The 25,692-nt window shown below is 71.5% G+C and carries 14 protein-coding genes; 7 read left to right on the top strand and 7 right to left on the bottom strand.

Annotation, left to right across the window (positions count from 1 at the left end; translation table 11 throughout):
• Positions 1–29: 29 nt before the first annotated feature.
• Positions 30–968: a hypothetical protein gene (locus ACIQUT_RS31775; RefSeq protein WP_403567995.1), complete on the bottom strand. Its 939-nt coding sequence runs from the start codon at positions 966–968 to the stop codon at positions 30–32.
• 223 nt (positions 969–1,191) lie between these two features.
• Between ACIQUT_RS31775 and ACIQUT_RS31770 the strand changes: the two genes are divergently transcribed.
• Positions 1,192–1,689 carry a gluconokinase gene (locus ACIQUT_RS31770; RefSeq protein ID WP_403568098.1) on the top strand — a complete coding sequence of 166 codons (498 nt, stop codon included), beginning with the start codon at positions 1,192–1,194 and terminating at the stop codon, positions 1,687–1,689.
• 129 nt (positions 1,690–1,818) lie between these two features.
• Here the strand turns inward: ACIQUT_RS31770 and ACIQUT_RS31765 are convergent, their stop codons facing one another.
• From ACIQUT_RS31765 to ACIQUT_RS31745, 5 genes are all read right to left on the bottom strand, one after another.
• A complete protein-coding gene (locus ACIQUT_RS31765; protein WP_403567993.1) occupies positions 1,819–2,055 on the bottom strand; it encodes a hypothetical protein in 237 nt (78 codons plus the stop codon).
• Positions 2,052–2,942, bottom strand: a complete 891-nt coding sequence (locus ACIQUT_RS31760) for a hypothetical protein (protein ID WP_403567991.1) — start codon at positions 2,940–2,942, stop codon at positions 2,052–2,054. The genes ACIQUT_RS31765 and ACIQUT_RS31760 overlap by 4 nt, the downstream gene beginning before the upstream one ends.
• 63 nt (positions 2,943–3,005) lie before the next feature.
• Positions 3,006–4,247, bottom strand: a complete 1,242-nt coding sequence (locus ACIQUT_RS31755) for a cytochrome P450 (protein ID WP_403567989.1) — start codon at positions 4,245–4,247, stop codon at positions 3,006–3,008.
• A gap of 391 nt (positions 4,248–4,638) precedes the next feature.
• Entirely contained in the window at positions 4,639–5,427 is a 789-nt protein-coding gene (locus ACIQUT_RS31750; protein WP_403567987.1) for a hypothetical protein, read from the bottom strand.
• A 165-nt stretch (positions 5,428–5,592) separates the two neighbouring features.
• Positions 5,593–9,198 carry a S8 family serine peptidase gene (locus ACIQUT_RS31745; protein WP_403567986.1) on the bottom strand — a complete coding sequence of 1,202 codons (3,606 nt, stop codon included), beginning with the start codon at positions 9,196–9,198 and terminating at the stop codon, positions 5,593–5,595.
• Between the two features lie 189 nt (positions 9,199–9,387).
• Here ACIQUT_RS31745 and ACIQUT_RS31740 point away from each other — a divergent pair, with 189 nt between their 5' ends.
• From ACIQUT_RS31740 to ACIQUT_RS31730, 3 genes are all read left to right on the top strand, one after another.
• Positions 9,388–11,076 (top strand): MFS transporter, encoded by a 1,689-nt coding sequence (locus ACIQUT_RS31740; protein WP_403567984.1) that lies wholly within the window; start codon positions 9,388–9,390, stop codon positions 11,074–11,076.
• A 56-nt stretch (positions 11,077–11,132) separates the two neighbouring features.
• The gene (locus tag ACIQUT_RS31735) at positions 11,133–11,369 is read left to right on the top strand and encodes a DUF6629 family protein (protein WP_403567982.1); all 237 of its coding nucleotides are present in this window, start codon (positions 11,133–11,135) and stop codon (positions 11,367–11,369) included.
• Between the two features lie 91 nt (positions 11,370–11,460).
• Positions 11,461–13,134, top strand: coding sequence for a GMC oxidoreductase (locus ACIQUT_RS31730; RefSeq protein ID WP_403567980.1), 1,674 nt, complete (start codon positions 11,461–11,463; stop codon positions 13,132–13,134).
• Positions 13,135–13,224: 90 nt separating this feature from the next.
• On the opposite strand, the gene ACIQUT_RS31725 is transcribed toward ACIQUT_RS31730, so the two are convergent.
• The gene (locus ACIQUT_RS31725) at positions 13,225–16,335 is read right to left on the bottom strand and encodes a DNRLRE domain-containing protein (protein WP_403567978.1); all 3,111 of its coding nucleotides are present in this window, start codon (positions 16,333–16,335) and stop codon (positions 13,225–13,227) included.
• Positions 16,336–16,909: 574 nt separating this feature from the next.
• On the opposite strand from ACIQUT_RS31725, the gene ACIQUT_RS31720 reads away from it, so the two are divergent.
• The 3 genes from ACIQUT_RS31720 (at position 16,910) to ACIQUT_RS31710 (ending at position 25,193) form a co-directional block, all read left to right on the top strand.
• Complete coding sequence (locus ACIQUT_RS31720; RefSeq protein ID WP_403567977.1) at positions 16,910–24,187, top strand: ricin-type beta-trefoil lectin domain protein; 7,278 nt, start codon at positions 16,910–16,912, stop codon at positions 24,185–24,187.
• A gap of 20 nt (positions 24,188–24,207) precedes the next feature.
• Positions 24,208–24,783: a hypothetical protein gene (locus ACIQUT_RS31715; protein ID WP_403567975.1), complete on the top strand. Its 576-nt coding sequence runs from the start codon at positions 24,208–24,210 to the stop codon at positions 24,781–24,783.
• Positions 24,784–25,037: 254 nt separating this feature from the next.
• On the top strand, positions 25,038–25,193 hold the full coding sequence (locus ACIQUT_RS31710; protein ID WP_403567973.1) for a hypothetical protein: 156 nt from the start codon (positions 25,038–25,040) through the stop codon (positions 25,191–25,193).
• Positions 25,194–25,692: the final 499 nt, after the last annotated feature.

Genomic DNA, 25,692 nt, shown 5'->3' with positions numbered 1-25,692 from the left:
CCGGGGGCGGGGCGGCCGCGCCGGGACCGTCAGGCCGGGCCGGCGCTGGGGGCCGCTGAGACCAGGCTCCGCAGCACGTCCATCAGCTCCGCCGGCGGCTCGACGGAGATCGACCGGGTGGCCTCGTCGATCCGGGTCAGGTTGGTGATGGCGCCGCGGTGCCACCAGTACAGGCGCGGCGAGAGCGGGCCCGGGTTGTCCCGGTGGGCGCCGAGGCCGAAGGCGGCGAGGTCGTTGACGGCGTCCTGGACGTGGTGGTCCGCCAGCGGGTGGAAGACCAGGAAGCTCCGGCTGGGCACGGTGAACAGGGCGCCCGCGTCCGGCAGGGGACGGCCCGTCACGGCGTGGGCGACCTCGTCGAGGACCAGCGCCTTGCTCGCGACGAACAGCGATGCGCCCGACAGGACGTGCAGCAGCCCGCCGCCCCGCATGGGGAGGGTCTCGTACTCCGCGGGCTCGTTCAGCAGGTTGGTGCGGCCGGCCGCGCGCAGGGCCTCCGGGCCGGCGGCGGCGACGTCCCGGTCGTCGAGGAGCCGCACGGAGTCGGGGAGGTCCAGCGCGAGGGCCTCCGTGAGCCCGGTCGCGACGGGGCGCACGTAGCCGAACGAGGCGGCGGCCTCCGGCGGGAGGGCGTCGTCGGGTATGAGCCGCAGGAAGGCGCGGCGCAGCAGGTCGTCGGGGGCGGCCGGGGCCGAGGCCGACTCGCGCGCGGAGGCGAGGTCCGTGCAGTGGCGCTCCACGATGCGGGGCCAGTCCCGCGGGTCGGCGCGGCGGACGTACTCGGCGAGGTTGTACAGCGCGGTGGTGCCCTGGGGTGTGCGGACGGTGTCGCCGTCGACGGTGGCCTGTTCGCCGCGGTCGGCGTGGTACCGGCCCACCAGATCGCGCAGGTGATCGGCCTGTCGGGCGGTCAGGGCGGTGAGGTGGGGATCAGGCGTGTCGGTGGATGCGGGACTGGAGAACGTCATGATCCAACTCTAGGCGGACCGCTGAATGGCTCGTTCCGGTCCGTCGGCGCGGTCCGTGCCGGGGCCACGCCGCGGTACGGGTCCGGTGGCGCCCGGAACGTATGGCTTAATCGGCGTCAGGGTGACGGCGCACGGCCCACGGGCCCGAAGGCGACGAGGGATGGGGAGGTGGCGGGCGGTGCCAGGCCATGACGGCGGCAGCCGACACGTGACGGTGGTGGTCATGGGGGTGACCGGCACGGGGAAGACGACCGTGGGCCGGCTGCTCGCGGACGCCCTCGGCGCCTCGTACACGGAAGGCGACGACCTCCACCCGCCGGCCAACATCGCCAAGATGTCCGCCGGCATCCCGCTGGACGACGAGGACCGCCGGCCCTGGCTGGACGCGATCGCGGACCGGCTCCGCCGGCGGCCGGCCGACCGGGGCGCCGTCGTGTCGTGCTCCGCGCTCAAGCGGGCCTACCGCGACCGGCTGCGGGTCGCGGCGCCGGACGCGGTGTTCGTCCACCTCACCGGCGAACGCGCGCTGATCGAGCGGCGGATGGCGGCGCGGACGGGGCACTTCATGCCCGCCGCCCTGCTGGACTCGCAGTTCGCCACGCTGGAGCCGCTCCGGACGGACGAGTCCGGCGTCGCCGTCGACGTCTCCGGCAGCCCCGAGGAGACCGCCGGGCGGGCCCTCGCGGCCCTGGCCGCACTGCCCTCCCCCCACCGCCCCTGACCCTGCCGGGCCCGGGGGTCAGCGGCCGGGGGCCGGGGGTCAGCAGTCGGGGTCGGGGTCAGCAGTCGGGAGTCGGGGGCGGGGGATCAGAGCCGGCCCGGCGTCGGCGGCCGCCCCCGGCTCGGTCCTTCACCGGCCCTGGAGCCGGGCCACGGCGAGGGCGAGACCGCTCGCGGCGGTCGCGCAGCGCTCGGCCAGCGCCGCGACCTCGGCCCGGAAGGCGTCGGCGTGCGGGCTGTCCTGCCGCTCCAGTTCGCCGGCGGCGGCGGCCAGCCGGTCGGCGTGGGCGCGCAGGGCCGCGCAGTGGGCGCGCAGCCCCTCGACCGGGTCCGGCCGGGACGGCCGCAGCCGCAGGGCCGCCCTCACCGGGCGCGCCAGGGCTGGACGAGCAGGAGGCCGCCGGTGCCGAGGAGCCCCATGGTGTGGACGCAGCCGCGGTGCCCGGCGGGCGGGGGTGGGGCGGGGGCGGCCCCGGGGCCACGGCCCGCCTTCCGCCCGGCTCCGCGGCCGGCGGCACGGCGGCCCGGGGCACGGCGGCCCGAGGTACGAACCGGAGCGCGGCCGCGGGCGCCGTCGCGGTGCAGGAAGGCCCGGACGGCGGCGCCGAGGCCGAGGAGCGGCTCGGCGGTGGCGGCCCGGCCGGTCGCCACCTGCCATCCCGCGTGGTCGTTGAACGGGTTCGCGTCGGTCAGGGCGCGCCAGGCGAACACGTCGGCGAAGGCCGGGGCCAGCACGGTGAAGGCGTGCTCGGGGCCCTGCTCCCGCACCACCCGGCGGAACACGCGGGCCGCCGCGGCCTGCCGGTCCTCGTCCACGGCCCGCAGCAGCGCCGCCCCGTCGGGGTCGGCCAGCAGCTCGGGGCGGTCGATGCCGGTCGCCCGGATCCGGGCCTTGAGCCCGCACACGGCGAGGCTGACGGCGAGGCTCTCGCGGCCGGTGAGGATCCCGGCGAGCCAGCCGGCCCGCGCGACGCCCCGGCCGCGCGGGGCCCAGCCCAGGCCCGCCGGATCGGTGAGGGTGCGCAGCAGGGCCCGGCGGGCGAGCCGGCTCCGGCCGCCGCGGCTCCGGTCGGCGGGAGGGTCGGTGGTGCGGCCGGGGGCGGCGGCCGGGAAGCGGGGGCCGAGGGCCAGTTCGGAGGCGTAGCGGGCGGCCTCCGCGACGGCGTCGGCGGCCTCGGCGAGTTCGCGGGACACGGCACCCAGCAGATCGGCGTCCGGGTCGGTGGACACGGAGGAGGTCGCGGCGTCGGACATGGAAATCCTCGCGGGATGTGAGGGGGCAAGGAGAGAGGCGGGTGTGCCGTCGGCGGCGGTGCGTCAGCGGCGGGTGAGGGTCAGCCGGATGGCGCGCGGGTCAAGGACCGCGGGCAGCGGACCCGGCGGGTCCAGCACCGGCCGGGTGCCCGTGATCCGGCGGCGGCGCAGCACCTCGGCGCACAGCCCCGCGGTCACCAGCAGTGCCAGCCGGCTGCCCGGGCAGCGGCCGGTGCCGTGGCCGAACGGGGACATCCGGATGTCCTCGTCCGCGCCGGGCGTTTTCCAGCGGCCCGGGACGAAGACGTGCGCGGCGGGCACGTGTGCGGGATCGCGCTGGAGGAAGTGGACGGGCAGCAGCACGCGGGTCCCGGCCGGATACCGCACCCCGCGCCACTCGGTCTCGGTCCGGGTGACCCGGACCAGGTCGGGCACCGCCGGGTACAGCCGCAGCGACTCCCGGACACAGGCGTCCAGCCGGGCGAGGCCCTCGGGCGTGGCGCACCCGGCGGCCTCCGCGGCCGCCGCCTCCTGCTCGGCGGGATGGGCGCCGAGCAGCAGCAGCGTGCGCAGGACCGTCGCGGGGACGGTGTCCATCGCGCGCAGCCAGGGGTGGAGGGGGCCGGCGGGTTCGGCGTTCGGGGTGCTGCGCCCGGCCGGGACGTGCCCGTCGGCAGGGGCCCCGTGCTCGGCCCGGCCGCGGCGGCGCAGCAGGCCGAGCAGGCCCGCGGATCCGCGGTCCCGCGGCCCGGCGACCGGCGCGGGGACGGGTACGGGCACGGGCACGGGTACGGGTACGGGTACGGCGCCCCGGTCGACGGGCACGATCCGCCGGGCGGCGCGGGCCACGGCCTGCCGGACGCGGACCAGTTCGAGGGTGGTGGCCGCGGCCAGCTGCCGGGCCTCCTCGGCGATCGCGGTGTGCAGCGCCTCGCCGGAGAACGGCACGGGCTCGGCGGCGGCGCGGCCCGCCCCGGCCGGGGCGCCGGCCCCGCCGACCGGTTCGGCGGCCTGTTCGGCGTAGAACTGCCGCAGTTCGCGGGGGTCCAGCAGGACGAGCACGGTGCCGGACAGGCCGCGCACGGGGACCGGCGCCCCGCCGTGGCGGGCCCGGAGCTCCCGCAGGGTCTCCGCGGAGAACGCCGGGCGGGCGCCGGGGACGCTGCGGACGAAGAAGGGGATCGCCCGGGTGGCGGCGAACCGCACGGACTCGGCGCGCCCGGCGCGTTCCGTCGGCCCGCGTCTCCCCCGTGTGACGGCCGCCCGGGTCGGCCCGCCGGGGGCGGCGTGGTGGAGCATGCGCATCCGGTACCTCCGCACAGCCGGGAACCAGCGGTCGGTGACTTCGAGCTCACCGTACGTCGATCTTGGAGGGCCCGCGCTCCGAGCACGGCGGGTGGGGTCCGGGCGGGTGGGGTCCGTCCGGGCGCGCCCGGGCCGTGGCGGCGGGGCGGGCCCTGCGGCCACGGGCGGAGCCGTACGGGCGACGGGTGTCTGCTGTGGAGGCCGATGGGCAGACGGCCCCGCAGGAGCGGCGGGATGTGGCTCCGCCGGACGTTCGGCCGACGGGCCGGTGAGTGGCTCGTGCACCAGCGCAACCTGCCGGGACGGGCCGTTGGGGCTGGGGTGAGCCTTCGGCTTCCCGTTTCGGGGGGTAGGGCCGCTTCCGCGCCGCCGTGACGGCGGCGGCCGGGGCTCAGGGGCCGGGCGGGGGTGCGAACACCGCGTCGCGGAAGGGCCTGCGCAGGGGGCCGCGGGGGTCGGTCGGGAGCAGGACCGCCCAGCGTCGGCGGCCGGGATGGACCCAGACGGCGGCGGTGTCGCCGTGGGTCCAGGTGCCGTGCGCGGCGGGGCGCCACAGGAGGCCGCGGGGAGGGGTGAGTTCGCCGGTCCGGATGCGCAGGGACTCGGCGGTCCAGGCGCGCGGGACGGGGTGGTCCGCCGGGGACAGCAGGTGGCCGAGGAAGCGGGCGAGGTCGGGCAGGGGGGCGTACAGGGTGCCGTCGGCGCAGCGGGTGCCGGCCATGCCGAGGGGCCGCCAGACACGGGCGGCGGCGAGTTCGGGGAGCGGGCCGCCGCCGAGGTGCTCGGCGAGGCGGGTGAGTGCGGCGGCCGCGGCGGGGGCGGAGCGGCCGCCCGCACGGGTGAGGAGGTGGTGGGTGGTGGTGCCGGCGGGGGTGCCGGCGGCGGCCCCGGCCCCGTAGGCGGTCAGCGGGGTGTGCAGGTGCAGGGCCTCTTCGGCGACGAGGCTGCCGATCACAGGCCACAGGGCGAGGACACCGGCGAGGGCGCCGGTGTCGTGCCCGGGGGCGTCGTACCCCGTTCCGCCGTGCCCCGGGCCGGTCCCGGGGCCGTCCGAGCGGGCCAGGATCCCGTCCGGTCCGCCGACCGCCCAGACGGCCTCCGGGTCGGCGGCGTCCAGTGCCCGCCGGATCCGGTCCGCCGCGTCGCCGCAGCCCGTTCGGTCGTCGCTCAGGAGCGTCATGGTGCCCCACGCTAGCGACGCCGGGCCGCCCGCCCGGGCAGGCCGCAGCAGGGCCCGCCGCCCGCCACCCGAATGCACCGCGGCAGCGGAAGGGGGCGGGACCCCCGCGGCGCCCCGCCCCCGGTCGGCCGATGAGGCCGTGCTCGCTCGCCCGGGCTGTCCGGCCTACCTGGCCGGCCGGCTGCCCGGCTGGTTCCTGTCGGGCCGGTCCGTCACCTTCAGCGTGTTCAGCAGGGGCTTGCCGAAGCCGGTGTGGGTGACGAAGCGGAGGTTGAGGACCCCGTCCGTGACCGTGACCGTGTAGGTGCGGGTCAGGGCCTTGTAGCTGCCCGCCTCCAGGGCGATGTCCAGGGACGGCAGGATCTGCGTGCCCTCGGCGAGGACGTCGAAGACCCGCTTGTTCGGCTTGGTGGACGACAGCTCCGCGAAGCCGAGTTCCACCGTGTACGTGCCGTTCGGGACGTTGTCGAAGCGGTACTCGTACATGCCCTCGCGGGCGCTGCGGAACAGCTGCTGCTCGTCCGTCCCGGCGATGCCGCGGCCGGTGGAGCGCACCGAGCCGCTGCCCTGGTGGCCGTACGAGCCGGGGGTGTACTTGCGGTCCGGGGACCAGCTGTCGCCCAGGGTGTCCGTGACCGCGCGGTCGGAGCCGGCGTCCAGGGCGACCTGGTAGCGCGGGACGACCACCTTGACCGGGACGGTGAGCACCGGGCTGCGGCCGCTGACCGAGCCGATCCGCAGGTCGGTGGTGAGGACCGAGCCGGCCGCCAGGCCGGTGGTGTCGACGTTCAGGGTGATCGTGGCCTTGCCTCCGACCGGCAGGTTCGCCGTGTCGGCGGCGGCCGTCAGCCAGGGCGCGTCCTCGGCCACGGTGAAGGCCGTGTCGATGGTGCCCGTGTTGGTGAGGCCGAGGGTGCGGGTGCGCTTCCGGTCGGCGGTGAGGACGACCTCCACCGACGGCTGGGAGGCGGCGACCCGGCCCGTGGCCAAGGACGGCGCGACCGTGGTGACGCCGCCCGCCTCGACGTTCAGCGCCTCGGTGAGCCCCCGGTAGTTCTCGGCCAGGACCGTGACGCTGTTCCGGCCGGCGCGGGCCTGGAGGGCGTAGCTGCCGTCGGCCGCGGTGGTCGCCGTGACGGCGTCCGCACCGATGCCGACGGTGACGGTCGCGCCGCCGATGCCGCCGCCGTCGTTGGCGTCGAGCACCCGGCCCGCGACGACACCGGTCTTCGTGGTGCGGAAGGAGACGGTCATGCCGTCGCTGATGACGGGCGTGTTGAAGGAGTACTTGAAGGCGTCGGTGCCGGTCGCGTTCTCCACGCCGACCGTGGCCGTGGAGCCGCCCTTGATGCCGGAGCCGCCGGTGCCCTTGTAGGCGTAGGTGACGCTGCCGTCCTCGCCGACCGACGCGGAGAACGAGAACTTGTCGGCCTGGGCGGACCAGTGGGCCACGTCCCGCCACTCGATCACGTACTGCCGGTGCGGTGCGGTGCCGGTGACGGCGGTGAAGACGCCCGAGCCGCTGCCGGCCGGGCCGACGACGAGGTCGTCCCAGAAGGGGTAGAGCGCGGCGTTGGGCGTGGCCGTGCTCGGGAGGTCGCCGTTGATGTCGCCGGTGTGGGCGCCGCCGAAGCTGACCGTGCCGTTCGTGCCGATCCAGGCCTGCCCGTACGTCTTCCCGTACAGCGGGAGCGGGAAGGGCAGGTCGACGCGCTCGGTGGTGTTGTCGCCGGTCAGCGCGAGCTGCCGGGTGCCGGCCTGGTAGGGGCGGCCGCCCGGGGTGGAGCAGGCGTAGCCGTAGCCGTCCGTGCGCTCGGGCAGGGTGACGGCGACGGTGGTGTCGCCCGCGACGACCGCCTGCGCACTGCCGCCGGTGACGCAGCGGGAGGCGTGCGAGGCCCGGATCTCGTACGTGCCGTGCGGCAGGGTGACCTCGAAGCGGCCCTGGTCGTCGGCGGTCGCGGTGACGGGGGTGTCGGCGACCGTGACGGCGGCGCCCGCGGCCGGCCCGGCGGGCGCGGTGACCGTGCCGGTGACCTTGCCGGAGGGGGCCTGGGTGAGGGTGAAGTCGCCGGTGGCGGTGGTGTTCTCGGTGACCGTCGCGGTGGCGGTCTCCTGCCCGTAGCCGAACTTGGCGGCCGTCAGGGCGTACGAGCCCACCGACAGGGAGCGGAAGGTGTAGGTGCCGTCGGCGGCGGTGGTCGCCGTACGGGCGATCGGGCCGGTGGCGGTGACCTTGACGCCGGCGAGCGGGGTGCCGCCGGAGCGGACGGTGCCGCTCAGGGCGCCGGTCGCGCCGCGCGGGGCGTTGGTGACGGCGGCGAGCGCGTCGAGCTTGCCCTCGCCGAAGACGTTGTTGTTGGCCGTGGTGCCGCCGCACTGGTTGTTGTCGGTGTCCTGGGCGGTGGCGCCGAGCAGCGCCTCGGTCTGCGCGATGTCGCCTTCCAGGGCTGGGGCGGCGGACCAGAGCAGGGCGACGGTGGCCGCGGTGTGCGGGGAGGCCATCGAGGTGCCGGAGAAGGCCTCGTAGCCGCCGCCGGGGACCGAGGAGCGCACGTTCACGCCGGGCGCGGCGATGTTCGGCTTGACGATGCCGCCGGGGCCGGCGCCGCGCGAGGAGAACGCGGCGATGGTGCCGTTGATGTCGAAGGCCCCGGAGCTGTAGGAGGCGGCGTAGTCGCCGGGGGAACCGCTCGTGGAGCAGTTGGGGCCGGCGTTGCCGTTGGAGAAGGCGGGGAAGATGCCGGCGGCCCGCCAGGCGTCGACGATCTGGCGGTACCAGTCGTCGTGCGCGGCGCTGCCCCAGGAGTTGTTGACGATGTGCGGGGCGAGGTCGGGGCGCGGGTTCTGCCCGTTCAGGTCGGTCGGGGCGACGATCCACTGGCCGGCGGCGAGGAGGGAGGCCTCGGAGCAGGAGTTGGTCTCGCAGCCCTTCGCGGCGATCCAGCGGGCGCCGGGGGCCACGCCGATCCGGTTGGTGCCGTCGTCGCCGACCATGGTGCCCATGGTGTGGGTGCCGTGGTCGTTGTTGTCGCAGGGGGCGGCCGTGGGACAGACGCCGGCGGGGTCGAACCAGTTGTGGTTGTGGTCGTAGGTGCCGTCGGCGTTCCGGCCCCGGTACCGGTCGCTCACCGCCGGGTGGGCGTGGTCCACGCCGCTGTCGATGTTGGCGACGACGATGCCCTCGCCGCGCACGCCGAACTGGTCCCACACCTGCGGGGCCTTGATCCGGTCGATGTTCCACTCGACGGCGTCGGCCGCCGTCTTCTCCCGCGTCCCCTCGGCGGGCGCGGGCAGGGTGACCTTGTCGTCGGCGTCGATGCGGGAGACCTCGGTGCGCTGGGCGAGCGTGCCGGCGAGCTTCTCGGTGCCGACGACGCGGACCGCGTTGACGATCCAGTACGAGGTGTACTCGGCCCGGGCGCCGTCCAGGGCCTTGATCAGCCCGGCCTGGGAGCGCGCGGCGTGCTCGCGCTTGGTCTTGAGGACCGTTTCCGCCTTGGCCGCCCGGGTGGTCTGCCGCTGCGCGGCGCTCAGGTCGGCGGCGCTGTCGAGGTAGACCCAGAAGGCGGCTTTGCCGGAGTCGCCGAGCTGGGAGCGGAGCTTGGGCTCGATCTTGCGCTCGGCCGCACTCGGGGTGGGGCCGGGTTCGGGTGCGGCGGCCGCGGCGCCCGCGCCGAGGGGCAGGAGCAGGGCTGCGGTGAGGGCGGCGAGCGCCGCGCGTAAGGGGTGCCGGGACCGACGGGATTGTCGGGTGTCGCGTTGGGCCACGTGTGTCTCCTCGTACGCCGTGTGCAGGTCGTGCGGATAGGACGTGCGTGACGTGCGCGGCAATGGTGAAGGAGGCGTCATGCTCACTACAAGAGTGCCTAATGAGCCGGAGCCGCCGGCGGCCCGGCCGGGGCGTCCGGTTCGGGCGTACGGGTGGCCCTTCCGCGGCACGCGAGCGAGGCTGAGGGCATGACCGGTCCAGCTCCTCGCGAGCCGGCGCCGGACGGCGGGCCGCAGGGGCCCGACGCCGGCCCCGGAGCACCCTCCGGCGCGACGCCCGGCGCCGGGCCGGGTGCTGTGCCGGGTGCCGGGCCGGGTGCCGGGCCGGGTGCCGGGCCGGGTGCCGGGCCGGGTGCCGGGCCGGGTGCTGTGCCGGGCGCCGTGCCCGTCGGCGCTCCCGTCGGCGCGGGCGGGCCCGGGGTGGCGCTCGGCACCGCCCGGGGCCGGTGGATCGTGCTGGTCACGGTGCTCGGCTCGACGATGGCCCTGCTCGACTCCACCGTGGTGAACGTCGCCCTGCCCAGCATCGGCCGGGACTTCGGCGCGGACATGGCCGTCCTCCAGTGGATCGTGAACGCCTACCTGCTGACCCTGGCCGGGCTGATCCTGGTCGGCGGGGCGCTCGGCGACCGGTTCGGGCGGCGCCGGATCTTCGTGCTCGGGGTGGTGTGGTTCGCCGCCGCCTCCCTGCTGTGCGGCGTCGCCCCCGACGAGGGCGTCCTGATCGCGGCCCGCGCCCTGCAGGGCGTGGGCGGGGCGCTGCTCACCCCGGGATCCCTGGCGTTGATCCAGGGCTCGATCGCGTCCGCGGACCGGGCCCGGGCCGTCGGCCTGTGGTCGGGGTTCGGCGGCGTGGGCGCGGCCGTGGGGCCGTTCCTGGGCGGCTGGCTGGTGGACGGGCCCGGCTGGCGCTGGGTGTTCCTGCTGAACGTGCCCGTGGCCGCGGTGTGCGTGCCGGTGGCCCTGCGGCACGTTCCCGAATCACGGGACCCGGCGGCGCGCGGGCGGTTCGACGTGCTCGGGGCGGCCCTGGGCGCGGTGGCCCTCGGCCTGGTGACGTACGCGCTGATCGAGGCGCGCTCCGGTTCGCCCGCGGTGGTCGCGTCGGCGGTCGTCGGCGTCCTGCTGGCGGTCGCGTTCGTCTGGGTCGAGCGGCGGCGGGCCGAGCCGATGATGCCGCCGGACATCTTCGCGTCCCGGCAGTTCACCGCGGTCAATCTGGTCACGCTGTTCGTGTACGCGGCCTTCGGCGGGTTCTTCTTCCTGATCGTGCTCCAGCTCCAGGTGGTCTCCGGGTACTCGGCCCTGGCCGCCGGGGCCGCGCTGCTGCCGACGACGGCGCTGATGCTGCTGCTGTCCTCCCGGGCGGGGGCGCTCGGGGAGCGGATCGGGCCGCGGATCCCGCTGACGGTGGGGCCGCTGCTGTGCGCGGCCGGACTGCTGCTGATGCTGCGGGTGGGGCCCGATGCCTCGTACGTGCAGGACGTGCTGCCGGGGATGGTCGTGCTGGGCATGGGCATGGTGACGCTGGTGGCACCGCTGACCGAGGCCGTGCTGGCCTCGGTGGACCCGGGCCGGGCGGGCCTCGCCAGCGGGATCAACAACGCCGCGGCGCGGGTCGCGGGGCTGCTGGCCGTGGCGGCACTGCCGCTGCTGGCGGGGATGGGGCCGGACGCCTACCTCTCGGCGGCCCTGTTCGACAGCGCCTTCGGGCGGGCCATGGTGTGGTGCGCGGGGGCGCTGGCCGTCGGCGCCGCCCTGGCCTGGGCGACCGTACGCGCACCCCGGCCCGGGGCGTGCCATCCGCGGTGCCGCACCCACTGCGCGCTGACCGCTCCCCCGCTGGAGCCGCCGGAGGAGACCCCGCCGCGCGCATGACCGAGATCATCCGCCGGCGGCCGGGATCCACGGACACACACGTGCGTACGGCGTGAATGTTCCGTGGACACCGCCCGGCCCGGGGCCGGCCCTCCGCCACGCTCGGTGCCCTCCCGTCCGCCCCGGACCCCCGGCTGCGCCCCCTCGACGGGGTGCCGGCCGCCGGGGCCCCGGCCTGCTCAGCGCTGCGGAGGCCGGAATTCGCCTCCGCCCGGTGCGCCTCCGCCGCGGTCGCCTCCCTGCTCGCACCGGGGCCGGTGCGGTGCGGGGAGCCGCCGCCGCGCACGGCGTGAGCGGCCGAAAGTTTCCCGTTCACGGGTCGTGACTTCGCAACCGTGCAGCAGTAGAACTCGTTCCCATTCCGTAGAGAGTGAGGAACGTCACATGAGTGACAGAACCCTGCACGGAAACCACTCCGAGGGAATCTCGCGGCGCGGATTCATGGCGGGAACAGGTTCCCTTCTCGGGGCCGCCGCCCTCGCCGGGCACAGCCGGCCGGCCCACGCCCGCAACCGCACCGCAGCACCGGCCCCGGCAGCCGGGCCGATCGAGTCCGGGGCCCGCGTGCCGTCCTTGGTCATCGGCACCGGCTACGGGGGCTCCGTCGCCGCCCTGCGGCTCGCCGAGGCCGGCGTCGACGTCCACATGGTCGAGATGGGCATGGCCTGGGACACCCCCGGCCCCGACGGCAAGGTGTTCTGCAACACCACCAGCCCGGACTACCGCGCGTACTGGCTGCGGACCCGCACGAAGCAGCCGCTGAGCAACTTCCTCGGCTTCCCCCTCGACAAGGACGTCCCCCGCCACACCGGGATCCTCGACGCCGAGGAGATGGGCGGCATCACCGTCTACCAGGGCCGCGGCGTCGGCGGCGGCTCACTGGTCAACGGGGGCATGGCCGTCACCCCGAGACGGGCGAACTTCCCCGCCATCCTGCCGTCGGTGGACCCCGCCGAGATGTACGCCACCTACTACCCGCGCGCCAACGCCGGCCTCGGCGTCGGCCTGGTCGACCCCGCCTGGTTCGACACGGTGGACTGCTACCGGTTCGCGCGCGTCGGCCGCAAGCACGCCCAGCGCTCCGGATTCCCCTTCCTCTTCGTCCCCGACGTCTACGACTGGGACTACATGAAGCGGGAGGCCGCCGGCACCGCCCCGAAGTCGGCGGTGGCCGGCGAGATCCTCTACGGCAACAACCACGGCAAGAAGTCCCTCCAGCAGACCTACCTGGCCCGCGCCCGAGCCACCGGACGGGTCACCGTCTCCCCCCTCCACAAGGTCACTTCGGTGACCCCGGCCCCCGGCGGCGGCTACACCGTCACCATCGAACAGATCGACACCACGGGCACCACCACCGCCACCAAGACCGTGACGGCCGACCGGGTCTTCTTCGCGGCCGGCAGCGTCGGCACCAGCAAGCTGCTCGTCAGGCTGAAGGCCACCGGCGCCCTCCCCGGCCTGAACGGCGAGATCGGCAAGGGCTGGGGCGACAACGGCAACGTCATGTGCGGCCGCGCCAACCACCTCTGGGACCCCACCGGCAAGGTCCAGGCGTCCATCCCCTGCGGCGGCATCGACAACTGGGACGCCGGCGGGGCCTTCGCCGAGATCGCGCCGCTGCCGACCGGCATCGAGACGTACGCCTCCTTCTACCTGTCGATCACCCGCAACCCGCATCGCGCCGAGTTCACGTACAACGCGGCCGCGGGCCGGGTCGAGCTGAACTGGCAGACCGCCTGGAAGCAGCCGTCCATCGACATGGCCCGGACCATCTTCGACCGCATCAACGCACGGGAGGGGACGATCTACCGCAGCGACCTGTTCGGCCTGAACAAGGTCTGGGGCGACCACCTCACCTACCACCCGCTCGGCGGCGCCGTCCTGGACAAGGCCACCGACAACCACGGCCGCCTCCACGGCCACCCCGGCCTGTACGTGATCGACGGCGCGCTGATCCCCGGCAACACCAGCGTGAACCCGTTCGTCACCATCACGGCCCTCGCCGAACGCAACATCGAAAACATCATCGCCACCGACCTCCAGCAAGGCGAGCGGTAGGGCCAAAGCGGAGAAAGCAAAACGCCAGGCGGCCGGTCCGGTGTGTCGTCCGGGCCGGCCGCCGTGCGGGTGCGCGGTGCGGTGGCTGGGCTATCCGATGGTGAGGAAGCTGCCCCAGCCGTCTTCGTCGCGGCCGATGGCGCCGCCGACGACGGCGGTGCCTCCTGCGTAGAGGTACTGGTGGCCGGTTTCGGCGTTCACGCCCCAGATATCGGGGATGCCGTCGCCGTTCGTGTCCGGTGTGCCGAGGACCAGGGGGAAGGCGGTCCTGCCCCAGCCCTTGGTGGCGTAGGTGATGTCGTTACCACCGTTGGAGTTGGTTGCGGACTGCAGCGAGGCGATGTCGGCTCCGCCGTTGGCGCCGGGCTTGCCCTTGCGCAGGGCGAGGGTGCGGTCGGCGTTGGAGTTGTCGCGGAACAGCAGGTCGGGCACCTTGTCGCCGGAGACGTCGCGGACTCCGACGAGGTCACGGGCAGCCCAGCCCGCGGCCAGCTTGCGGTAGGAGGAGAAGCTGGACCCCGTATAGCCGGAGAAGAACCAGAATCCGTCGTCGTCGAGTGCGAACAGGTCCCCGAGCCCGTCGCCGTCGGTGTCTTCGGTCACGACGATCTGCCTGAACGTGGCGGGCGCGGGGGCGCTGAGCGGGAGGATGACTTCGGTGCGGCGGCCGACGTCGAACTGGCCGGTACCGGTCCCCGGGTAGATGTACATCTTGCCGTCGGGCATCCGGGCGATCAGGTCGGTGATGCCGTCGCCGGGGAACCAGTCGGTCGCGTGTCCGATCAGCGCGGGCTTTCCGGTGGCAGGGTCCTTCCAGTAGCCGTTGGCGACGGGCTTGCCGTTCTCGACGGCGCCGGGGATGTAGGCGTCGGTGTCGCCTTGCCGGTCGCCTGCGTAGGTGCGCAGGTTTCCTGCCGCGTCGATGGCGAGGAGGTCCGGGAAGCCGTCGCCGGTGACGTCGCCGGGCTTGTCGATGCCTGCCCCCGGTCGGACGTAGAAGAGGTACTCGGTCGGAGTCGAGATGTTCCCGGCCTTGTTGACCGCACGGACGTAGAGGATGTTGGGGCCCGCAGTGTCGGCCTGCAGCTTGAGTTGCGCAAGGTCGTTGTCGGCGGGGGCGGCCTTCTGGTCGTAGAGGGGACGGTTCAGGCTCCACTGGTACTCGCGGATGTCCGCGGCAGGCGTGCCGTTTCCGCGCACCTCGATGACCTGGTCCTTCGTGCCTGCGGGGTTGACGCTCCACTCGGCGGCGTCGGGGCCGGGCGCGGGGAAGTGCGCGGAGCTGACGGCGGGGGAGGCCGGGGCGGTGTGGTCGACGGTGAAGGTGCACCAGCCGCCGCCTCCGGAATCCAGGGGGCCGCTGCCGCGGGATCCCAAGCCGTCCCGGTCCACCGCGCGGGCGAGCCAGTAATACGTTCGTCCAGAGGTGAACTTCTCCCGGTCGACTTCGCGAGTGACCACGCCGTCGCTGTTGACACGGAGCCACTCGCTGTAGACGACCTTGCCGCTCCCGTCCCAGACCTCGATCTGGAGTTCGTGGAGGTTGCTGTCGCGGTCGGTGCCCTTGACCTGGAACGTCACATTCGTCTTGCCGATGGTCGAGCCGTTGCCACCGGTCAGGCATGCACCTCCGGGCGAGGTGCTCATGTTCGCGGCGACCGGGACCTCCGGAGGATTGTTGTAGAGGATCTCCAGGTACGGGGCGCTCTCACCGTTGGCGATGAACTTCTTCCAGTAGTACGGGTCCGACTCGTTCGGCGCCTTGAAGCCCAGCGAGAGCGCGCCCCAACGGCCATTGGCGGCCTCCGTGACCAGACCCGTGATGTCGGGCGCGACCCAGTTGTCCGGGCAAGAGCTGTTGTAGCCGTAGCCTGCGGTCTCGGTGGCGACCTTCTTGCCCCACCAGTCCGTCGTGTTGTTCCACGTGCTCGACGACGTCACGTACGGGGTCGAGTAGATGTCCATGGCTTTGCGGTCGCACGACCACGAGTACGTCTGCAGGGCGCGGACACTGGCCGAGAGGATGCCGGCCCCGTGGAGCTCGCCGCCGAAGTCGAAGTTGAAAACGGACCGGGATGTTCCGCCGCTGGTGGATTCGTATCCCACGCGGGCTTCGTTCGTGCCGCTCGCGTTGTAGTTCTGACCGTTGTAGAAGCTGGAGCTGCCGGCCGTCTCGTAGAGCAGCGACCAGGACTGCTTGTGCCCCTTGAAGGAGGGGTCCACGAACACCGGATAAACGGTGTCGGCCGCGTTGAGGAGCGCGGAGTCCGGCTTCAGCGACAGGGTTCCGTCGGCGAAGGACGCCTTGGCCACCGCGAGGTGGGCGCCCTCGGCCCCGGTGATGCCCGGCAGTCCGAGCGTCGGATGCTCCTTTGCGGCCGGGCCCGGCCTCCGGTCGGGGACACTGTCGGTGGCGGCGACCTTGCCGGACGAGTCCCACATCAGGGGGGAAGGCGAGCCCGCTATCTCCTCGCCCTTGCCGTTGCGGGCACTGAGGGCACCCGACTCCGGGTCCAGCTGGAACGTCAGGTCGGGCGAGGCCAGCCGGGTGTTCAGCTCCTGCAGCATCGGGTCGGCGGCTGCTTGCCTGTCCTTGACCACCAGCAATTGCGAGTAGCCGCCGTCCTGGGCGGTCATCAGCAGGTCGATACCGGGCCGGACGTTCTCGTACAGCGCCCTGGGCCCGTCAACCACCGGCGCCGGCAGTGCACCGGGCCAGCTGACGACCATCTCGTGGCCGTTCGTATTGAGGCGGACCAGCTCGCTCCACACCTGCCCCGGCGCGTCCGCTGCCACAGCAGCACGCGCCGTACTGCGTGAGGCCCGCCCCTCGCTCCCGCCCTGGCTGTTGGACCCGGCACTGAAAACGACTCGGCCGTTGACCGCCTTGGCCGCGTAGCCGCCGTCCACCCGCCCCAGACCGGTGTCGACCGGCCCCCACTGGCCGCCCACTCGCGCGCGGACCGCGGCACTGGAGATGCGCTTCTTGAACGTGCCGTCGGGCAGCGCCCAGGTGGTGGTGTTGGCGCTGCGCTCAGCGGTGACCTCCACCTCCTTGCCGCTCGCTGCCGCCGACTTCCGGGCTTCGGGCATGGCGACCGCTCCGCCCGCCTCACCGCCCGGCGCACTTCCGGGCTCCTGACCGCCGCTCAGCTGTACGCCGACGGGGACCGCCACCGCCGCGGCGAGCAGAGCCGCCAACCCGCCCATGGTCTTCCGCCGTCTATACCAACGCCGGGTCGGGGCAGGGCCCCGTGTGCCGGCTTCCGCTGTCGGGGGACTTCCGTCCACGGGATCGCTCACAGCCATGGTTCTTTCACTCCCCCCTCGGGCGCGTGCGTCTGCGGCCCTCGGTGCTCACTGGTGGTCGGGCATCGCCCCGCGGCGTGAGCGGTTTGATTGCCGCTCGTTCCCCTCGCGATGGGACGTGCGAGCTGAGCATGAGCCATCCGGAGCTGATCGTCACTCCCCGGTAGCGCACAGCAGTGCCCCGCTTTAACCCCTTTCTTATCGATTGTCCTGATATTTACTGATGCTAAAGTGATTAAGGCCACATGCGGTAATCGCGTGGTGGCGCTTTCGAGCTCAGGGGCCACAGAATCAACTGACCAATCGTCAGTATCCTGCCGTGCGTGTGCCCTTGCCGCGCCGGCAGAGCGTGGGGGGTTCCACCATGTCGCCGTTCTCGGCGGACAGTTTTCGCCTGCCCGGAAACAGACGGGCTCGCGCAATGCGCGCGCGCCTGGCCGGGCGCACCGGCATCACCGTATCCGTGATGCTGGTCGCATCTCTTCTGCCCGTTCAGGCCTGGGCGGCGCCACCCGGCGACCGCGCCGGCGTCCAGCTGCCGGGCCTTCAAGAAGACCTCAAGGCCAAGCTCGACAAGGTCGAGGCGGCCAAGCTCGAAGGATGGGCCGGAGCACCGGTCCAGCCGCCTGCCGGGTACGAGCCCGCAAAGGCCACCCCGCCGGCCGCCGGCACGGTGAGCGTTGCCCTGAGCGGGGACCAGCTCGTCCAGGCCGGCTCGCTGCCGGTCAGCATCGGCAAGGCCTCGCCGACCGAGGACAACCCGGCACCGCCGGCTCCGTCGGGCACCTGGTCGGTGGCGGTCGAGACCCGCACCGCAACCGAAGCGGCGAACGTCGACGGTGCCCTCATCAAGGTCACACCTCCGGCGGCCGGCGCGACTCCCGTGGACGTCCAGCTGGACTACAAGCAGTTCAAGGACCTGTTCGGTACGGAGTGGTCCTCCCGCCTGGAGCTCAAGATGCTCCCGGCGTGCTTCCTGACCACCCCCGACCGTCCCGAGTGCACCGCGGCCAAGGCCGTGCCCAGCAGAAACGATCCGGCGACGGGCACGGTCCGTGCGACCGTGGACCCGGCCACCGCGCCCGGCCAGGGCATGCGCACGATGGCGGTCGGGGGCGGTGGGCCGATGGTCCTGGCCGCCTCGGACTCGGCCTCGGGTGCGGGCGGAACCTACACCGCGACCCCTCTCGCGGCCTCCGCCAGCTGGTCGGCCGGCGGCAGCAGCGGCGGCTTCTCCTGGACCTACCCCCTCGGGATCCCGGCTCCCGCGGCCGGCCCCGTGCCGAAGATCGATTTCAGCTACTCGTCCCAGTCCGTCGACGGCAAGACGTCCGTGGCGAACAGCCAGGCGTCCTGGATCGGTGACGGCTGGGACTACAGCCCCGGCTTCATCGAGCGCCGCTACCGCAGCTGCTCCGACGACCTCAAGGCGACGTCCGGCAAGCCCAACAACGACAACGCCACGGACAAGAAGAAGGGCGACCTCTGCTGGGCCGGCGACAACATGGTGATGTCGCTCGGCGGGAACAGCACCGAGCTCGTCCGTGACGCGGCCACCGGACAATGGATCCCCGCGGGCGACGACGGGTCCCGGGTCGAGCGCAAGACCGACACCTCGGTCGTCAACGGTGCCAAGGACGGCGAGTACTGGGTCGTCACCACGCCGAACGGCACGCGCTACTTCTTCGGCCGCCACGACGTCGACGGCGCGGGCACCCGCGCCGTGACCGACTCGGTCTTCACCGTCCCGGTCTTCGGCAACCACCCCAGCGAGCCGTGCCACCAGGCGGCCTTCGCCGACTCCTCCTGCCAGCAGGCGTGGCGGTGGAACCTCGACTACGTCGAGGACGTCCACGGCAACGCGATGGTCATCGACTGGAAGAAGGAGACCAACCACTACGCCAAGAACGACAAGGTGAAGGACAAGGCCGCCTACACCCGCGGCGGCCACCCGTCCCAGATCACCTACGGTCTGCGTACGAACAACCTCGGCGGCGCGCCCAGCGGCAAGGTCGAGTTCACCGTGGACGAGCGCTGCATCAAGGAGGGTGCCGCGAAGTGCTCCGACACCGAGTTCGAGTCGAAGAACTACGGGGACAAGCAGCCTTGGTGGGACACTCCGTCGACCCTGCACTGCAAGTCGGACGCCAAGGAGTGCTTCTCCACCGCGCCGAGCTTCTGGACGCGCAAGCGCCTGACCGCAGTCACCACCTACGCCCAGCGCACTGAGGGCTCCACCGCCCTGTCGTTCGTGGACCGGTGGACCCTGACCCAGTCCTTCCCCAAGCAGCGCACCGACACGCACCCGCCGCTGTGGCTCGAGTCCATCACCCGCACCGGCTACGGCACCGCCAAGGACACTGCCGGCAACCAGCTGAGCACCCCGCTGCCGGCGGTGTCCTTCATCGCCAACGTGAAGGACATGCCCAACCGGGTCGCCACCGGTCCCAAGGACCCGACCCCGGACTTCGACCGTCTGCGCGTGGAGACCATCCGCAACGAGACCGGCGGCGAGATCTACGTCGACTACTCGGACCCGTGTCCGCTCGGCACGACGCACCCCAAGCCCGAGGAGAACACCTCCCGCTGCTATCCGGTCCACTGGTCTCCGGACAGCGAGGCGGAGACGCCCCCGATCGCCTGGTTCAACAAGTACGTCGTCGACCGCGTGGTCGAGAAGGACCGGGTGGCCCGCCAGCCCGACCAGGTCACCACCTACACCTATGAGGGCGACGCGGCCTGGGCCAAGGACTCCGACGAGTTCACCAAGCCGGAACTGCGCACGTACAACATGTGGCGCGGCTACGCCTCCGTCATGGTCAAGAGCGGCACGACGGCGAACGCCGGCAAGGCCGACGCGACCGAGGAGACCCAGTCCCGCACCCGCTACTTCCGCGGCATGTCAGGCGACGCCGGACGCGCGAAGGTCACCGTCAAGGACTCCTCCGGCAACGAGACGCTCGGCGAGGACCTCCCCCACTACCAGGGCCGCACGGCCGAGGAGATCACGTACTCGAAGGCCGGCGGCACGGTCGACAAGCGGGTCCTGAACTGGCCCTGGAGCCAGAAGACCGCGACCCGTCCGCGGGACGGCACCACCCCGCTGGAGGCCTACCGCATCAACACCGCACGGACCGACACGATCCAGCCGATCAGCGGCGGCCGGGTCCGGGTGGGCCGCTCCCTCAACACCTTCGAGCCCACCTACGGCCTCCTGCAGTCCGCACAGACCGAAGCACGCACCGAGGGCGGCAGCACCGGCTCCGTCCTGGTCGAGCAGAACTGCACGGTCACCACCTATGTGCACAACACCGGCGCCTACCTGATCGGACTGCCCCAGCGGGTCCGGGTGACCGCAGGAGAGTGCAGCCAGGCGGCCAGCGCGGCGATGCTCTCCGACCTGCGCACTTCCTACGACGCGCTCAACGCCTTCGGCACCGCGCCCGTCAAGGGCTTCCCGGTCCAGGTGGACAGCGCCGACGCCACCGGCACCGGCTGGGTGACCACGACGCGCACCGAGTACGACTCCCTGGGCAGGACCGTCAAGGTCCAAGACGCCGCGGGCAACGCCACCACCACCGCCTTCACCCCCGCCACGGGCGTGCCGTTCAGCACGAAGACGACGAACCCCCTGGGCCACTCGTCCACCGTCAAGGCCGACCCCGGCCGCGGCAGCGCCCTGGAGAGCACCGATGCCAACGGGCGCAAGACGACGGTGGCCTACGACAACCTGGGCCGGACCACCGGCGTGTGGACCCCCTCCCAGAAGACCACGGACAAGCCGGCACAGGCCTTCGAGTACCGGATCGAGGAACACCAGGCGCCGGTCGTCACCAGCAAGACGCTGCGCGACAACGGCACGTACGCCACCTCGGTCGCGATCTACGACGGCCGGCTCCGGCCCCGCCAGACCCAGGCCGACGCCGTGGGCGGCGGCCGGCTGATCACCGACACCCTCTACAACACCAACGGAACGGTCCGGCAGACCAACAACGGATACGCAGCCGAAGGCAAGCCCGACAACAAGATCTTCGTGCCCGAGTCGGTCTACCAGATCCCGAACTCCACGAAGACCGCCTACGACGGCCTCGGCCGCCCGGTCCGCACGATCACCCTGAACGCCGACGCGGCACAGAACTCCACCACCAACGAGTACGGCGGTGACTGGACCCTCTCCCGCACCGGCATGTCCGCGGACGGCACCGCGCCGCTCCCCGGCAGCCGCGCGGCCAAGACCTGGACCGACGGCGCAGGCCGGACCACGCTGATCCAGCACTACACGGCCACCGACCTGACCACCTCGACCGATACCAAGTACAGCTACAACCAGCGCGGCAAGCTCGCCACCGTCACCGACGCCGCCGGCAACGCGTGGACGTACGGATACGACGGCCGCGGCCGCATGGTCTCGTCCGACGACCCCGACGCGGGCAAGTCGACGTTCGCCTACAACAACCTCGACCAGAAGATCTCCACCACCGACTCCTCCGGGCGCGCCCAGTTCACCACGTACGACGTGCTGGGCCGCACGACGGAGCTTCGGGACAACGCCGCCGACGGCCCGCTGATCGCCTCCTGGACGTTCGACTCGCTGCCCGGCGCCAAGGGGCTTCCGGTCGCCTCCACGCGCTTCGAGGGCATCGCCGCCTTCAAGAGCGAGGTCACCGGGTACGACACCGAGTACCGCCCCACCGGAACGAAGATCACGATTCCGGAGGTGCCCACGACGAAGGGCCTCGCCGGCACCTACGCCTACACCACCGCCTACACCCCGACCGGCCAGGTCCAGTCGACGACCGTACCGGCCACGCCGGGCGGCCTGGCAGCCGAGAAGCTGATCACGCGGTACGACGCGGAGGGCATGGTCAAGAGCTTCTCCGGCCTGTCCTGGTACACCTCGGACGTCGTCTACAGCCCCTACGGACAGGTGCTGCGCACGGCCTCGGGCAACGCCCCCAACCGGGTGTGGACGACCACCCTCTACAACCGCAACACCAGCCGTGTCGAGCAGTCGATCAGCGACCGCGAGACCGCCAACCCCAACCGCGTCTCCGCCCTCTCCTACACCTACGACACCGTCGGAAACCCGACGTCCATCACCGACGCCCAGGCGGGCGGCCGGGTGGACCGCCAGTGCTTCTCGTACGACGCGATGGGGCAGCTGACCAAGGCGTGGACGGCCAAGAACCCGAACTGCCCCGCCCCGAGCACGACCGAGGTCACCGCCGGGCCGGACGGCGACGGCTACTGGTACGAGTACCAGTTCGACGCCATCGGCAACCGCACCAAGCTCATCGACCGCGACCTGACCAACGGGGCGCTGGACGACGAGACCAAGTACACCTACGGCGTACCGGTCGCGGGCAACGGGACGCAGCCGCAGACCACCACCCAGCCGCACGCCCTGACCAAGGCGGAGAAGACCACCAGGACCGCCACCTCCACCGTCAATTCCCTCTCGACCTACGAGTACGACGCGGCGGGCAACACCAAGAGCCGGCGCATCGGCGGCGACACGCAGACCCTGAACTGGGACCGGCGCAACAAGCTCGTCTCGGCGAGCAGCCCCGGAATCGGCGCGGTCTCGGTCATAGGCCTGTCCGGCAAGTGCCTCGACGTCGAGGGCGGCAACTCCGCGGACGGCACGCGCGTCCAGCTGTGGTCCTGCAAGAACGTCAAGGCCCAGCAGTGGCGCCTGACGGACAACACCGTCCGCGCCCTCGGAAAGTGCCTCACCGCGGAGAACGGCGAGGCCCGCATCGCCGCCTGCGACGGGAGCGACAAGCAGAAGTTCGTCTACCGTCCCGGTGACAAGACGCTCTACAACCAGGCCGCGAACGCCTGCATCGACGTCCCCGGCGGCAACACCACCGACGGCACCAACCTGCTGGTGTACACGTGCAACGGCAAGACCAACCAGCAGTGGACGTTCGACAGCACCACCACCTACCTCTACGACGCCTCCGGCAGCCGCCTCATCGAGGAGACCGCCACTACGCGCACCCTCTACCTCGGCGAGGCAGTGGTCACCGTCGACAAGGCCGGCGAGGCCATCGACGCCGTCCGCTACTACAGCGGACCGGGCGGCGTCACCACGCGCCGCACGGACGGAAGGGCAACCGGCCACAAGCTCAGCTTCCTCCTGTCCGACCACCACAACACGGCGACGGCCTCGATCGACCAGGCCGCAGGCCAGCAGGTCACCCGCCGAAAGTCCGACCCGTACGGCAACGTCCGCGGGGCGGAGGCCGGGAACTGGCCCGGCGACCGGACCTTCCTCGGCACCGGCGTCGACGACTCCACCACCGGCCTCACCCACATAGGAGCACGCGAGTACGACCCAAGCACCGGCCGCTTCATCTCGGTCGACCCGGTCATCGACATCACCGACCCGCTCCAGATGAACGGCTACACGTACTCCAACGGCAACCCCGTCACCAACTGGGACCCGTCAGGTCTGGCACTCGAAGAGTGCGCCAGCGGCATGTACACGTGCACCAACCGCGGCACGAAGCCGACCGGAACGGGCAAGAACTACAACCGCATCGTCACCGAAAACAGGGCGGTGGAGCGGCAGCACTCCATCAACCGCCAGTACTCCGCGCGCTACGGGAACTCGTGGAGGGCCCAATACGCCTACGACCGGGCCGTCGCCATGGTCACGTCCGGCAAGAAGCCCCCCAAATGGGACGACACCCTGCAAGCAGAGTTGCGCAAGATGCGGTTCAAGTACGACCCGACGAGCGCAAGCGTAACCAAGCAAGTCGCGTACAAGATGTACGAGTACGGCGCCTCGATCGAGGACGTCGAGTACTTCGCCGACCACTACTGTGACTTCCTGGCGTGCAACGATTGGGAGAACGCCCTTGCCACCGGGAAGCAATCCGACAGCCCGCTCTATGAGCCGACCGCCAGTGAAAGAATTGGCGAGGCATTCGCCTCGGGCCTGGCAGCGCGCGTGGGAGCCCAGCCTGCGGGCAAGGCTCGCTGGAAGCCCTGCGTCACAAACAGCTTTGTGGCAGGAACCCCGGTCCTCATGGCCGACGGCTCCACCAAGCCGATCGAGGAACTCAGCGCCGACGACGTCGTACTGGCGACAAACCCTGAAACCGGCGAAACAGCGGCCCGGAGCGTCGCCGCCACGATCTACACCAAGGACGACAAGTCCTACGTCGACATCACAGTGGCAACCCCCGAGGGCGCGGCGAACATAACGGCGACGGGTCACCACCCGTTCTGGTCGGAATCCGAGCACGCATGGCTCAACGCCGACCAGCTCCGCCCCGGCATGACCCTCCGCACCGACGAAGGCACGACCGTTCCCGTAGCCGGTACGCGCATCTACACCGGCGTCAACGACACCTACAACCTGACCGTCACGGACCTGCACACGTACTATGTGCTGGTAGGGAAAACACCGGTTCTGGTTCACAATGCTGGCAGTGATCCAACAACGCCGAAAATCATTCTGCGCGGAATACAGCAGATTGAGGATGGAACTCTGCAGCAGCGCACAAATCCCGGCCATACGCCCAGCAATCCCAAATTGGACTACTTTACAAACAAAGAAAAAAACAAGAAGAATAACTGGTGGGTAGGCGCCAAGATCTATGCACCGGATCCCAATAATAACGACTATCGCATCCTCGAGAAGGATGGCCAGTATAAATGGGTGGGCCCGAAGGGGAACGTAAAGGGTGCAGGTCACTACTACGGCAAGCTAATGGATATTCCAGGGTGCTGAGGGATGAGGGAGTAGCGGTCGTGGATACTGAGATCCTGGCACAGGCAATGAAGGATTGCGGTCTGAGGTTTCTGGGATTCAGGCGCGGAACGGGAGTCCCTCCCTATGTCGCGGGGATGGTTACGTCCTGCAGCACTGACGAAGGCCGCCGGGATCGGACTACCGCACTTGATGACCCTGCGCGAGTTACCAAGGCAAACGCCGACTGGTTCGAATTGGCAACAGCATTCGGATTGTTCTCCGTCGACCGTCAGTTTCTGCTCTCCATCAGCGTGCCGAACCCCGATGCGGTTGACGATACGGATGTTGAGGGAGTCTGGGGACTTGTCGAACTTATGGATGACTGGGACATCATGGGTGCAGGCTGTGCGGCCGGCATCACAGGGAGCCCATACGGCTGTCCCGCGTTCGTCATGTCTACTCTCGACGGATCTGCCTTCGTGCAAGGCACGGTGTGGCAGGACAGTATCGGGACTGCTGCCCTCCGAAACCCTCATCGTGTTCAGTCTCTCCGGGATGTTGCCCGCCTGAACCTCGGGAAGCCCTACCGGTCAGCCGCTGAAAATGAGGACACGCTGGCTTGGCTCGCCAGGTAGCCTGATCGGATTTATTACCCTCTAGCAGAGCCGGAAAAAGGAGCCCCACCGAGTCGCACTCGGTGGGGCTCCTGTGTTATGCCGGCAGCGGTGGCGTTGCGGCAACACAGATGTACCGGCCACGTCGATGAGTGAGGAGTTCTGGAAAGCTCAGAATCGATGTTCCCTCAGATACCTGCCGGTGGCTGCTGCGGTCGGCCGTGGACAGTGATGGCGCTCGTCGTGCAACTGATGCATCGCTTTGGGACTCGCTAATGTTCGCCGGGATCGACGATGTGGATGTCGAGGCGGTTACGGCCGCGGTCGGCGAGATCGAGGTGGCGGCGAGTGGTCCGTGGAATTGTCGGAGCGCGCCGAGCGCCCATGAAATGGAGCGGATTGGCGCCCTGCTTCCCCGTAAAGAACTCTGACTCGGAGTCTTCCACTGGAACGACATGCCAGTCGCATTCCTTGTGGAACTACTCGACGCGGTTTCTTTCGTCCGCCACTCGGAGGGAAGGCGCAGGAGAGTAAGGCTCTTCGATGGTCCGTTCTGGATCGATCTGGTTGGTCAGGGCGATGGCGCCATGAGCGTTTCGGCTAATGCCCACGGTGCAGACAAGCAGGCGACGGTCAGCGCTCACGACATGGCTCGATCATTGGGGGAGGTTCGGATCGAGTTGGTCCGCGTGTGCCTGGAGCGCGGATGGGGTGAGCAGATGGACGTCCGCCGTTTGCAAGCCCAGTAACAGACATCTGACGGGAGGCTTGGAGGCTTCACAACTGCATATCTGAAGCCCCGCCAGGTGCGCCCTGGCGGGGCTTCTGCGTGGGATGACGCTGAGGTTGAAAGGGTGGGGTGACAGCGGGCGTTGGCGGTGCTACATCCTCGTCATGAGGTACGCGGATGGCGGCGGACTGACCGCCGCG

This window comes from Streptomyces sp. NPDC090445 (assembly GCF_044769385.1).
Classification (GTDB): Bacteria; Actinomycetota; Actinomycetes; order Streptomycetales; family Streptomycetaceae; genus Streptomyces.
Note: the sequence above shows the minus strand (reverse complement) of the source record. Positions and strands in the feature narration are given on the sequence as shown.

What these genes read in the sequence shown, in the direction of transcription:
- ACIQUT_RS31735 (WP_403567982.1), top strand. Translation starts at nt 11,133, where the DNA reads ATGTTCCGTGGACACCGCCCGGCCCGGGGCCGGCCCTCCGCCACGCTC.
- ACIQUT_RS31760 (WP_403567991.1), bottom strand. Translation starts at nt 2,942, where the DNA reads ATGTCCGACGCCGCGACCTCCTCCGTGTCCACCGACCCGGACGCCGAT.
- ACIQUT_RS31730 (WP_403567980.1), top strand. Translation starts at nt 11,461, where the DNA reads ATGAGTGACAGAACCCTGCACGGAAACCACTCCGAGGGAATCTCGCGG.
- ACIQUT_RS31720 (WP_403567977.1), top strand. Translation starts at nt 16,910, where the DNA reads ATGCTGGTCGCATCTCTTCTGCCCGTTCAGGCCTGGGCGGCGCCACCC.
- ACIQUT_RS31755 (WP_403567989.1), bottom strand. Translation starts at nt 4,247, where the DNA reads ATGCGCATGCTCCACCACGCCGCCCCCGGCGGGCCGACCCGGGCGGCC.
- ACIQUT_RS31710 (WP_403567973.1), top strand. Translation starts at nt 25,038, where the DNA reads ATGTTCGCCGGGATCGACGATGTGGATGTCGAGGCGGTTACGGCCGCG.
- ACIQUT_RS31740 (WP_403567984.1), top strand. Translation starts at nt 9,388, where the DNA reads ATGACCGGTCCAGCTCCTCGCGAGCCGGCGCCGGACGGCGGGCCGCAG.
- ACIQUT_RS31775 (WP_403567995.1), bottom strand. Translation starts at nt 968, where the DNA reads ATGACGTTCTCCAGTCCCGCATCCACCGACACGCCTGATCCCCACCTC.
- ACIQUT_RS31770 (WP_403568098.1), top strand. Translation starts at nt 1,192, where the DNA reads ATGGGGGTGACCGGCACGGGGAAGACGACCGTGGGCCGGCTGCTCGCG.
- ACIQUT_RS31750 (WP_403567987.1), bottom strand. Translation starts at nt 5,427, where the DNA reads ATGACGCTCCTGAGCGACGACCGAACGGGCTGCGGCGACGCGGCGGAC.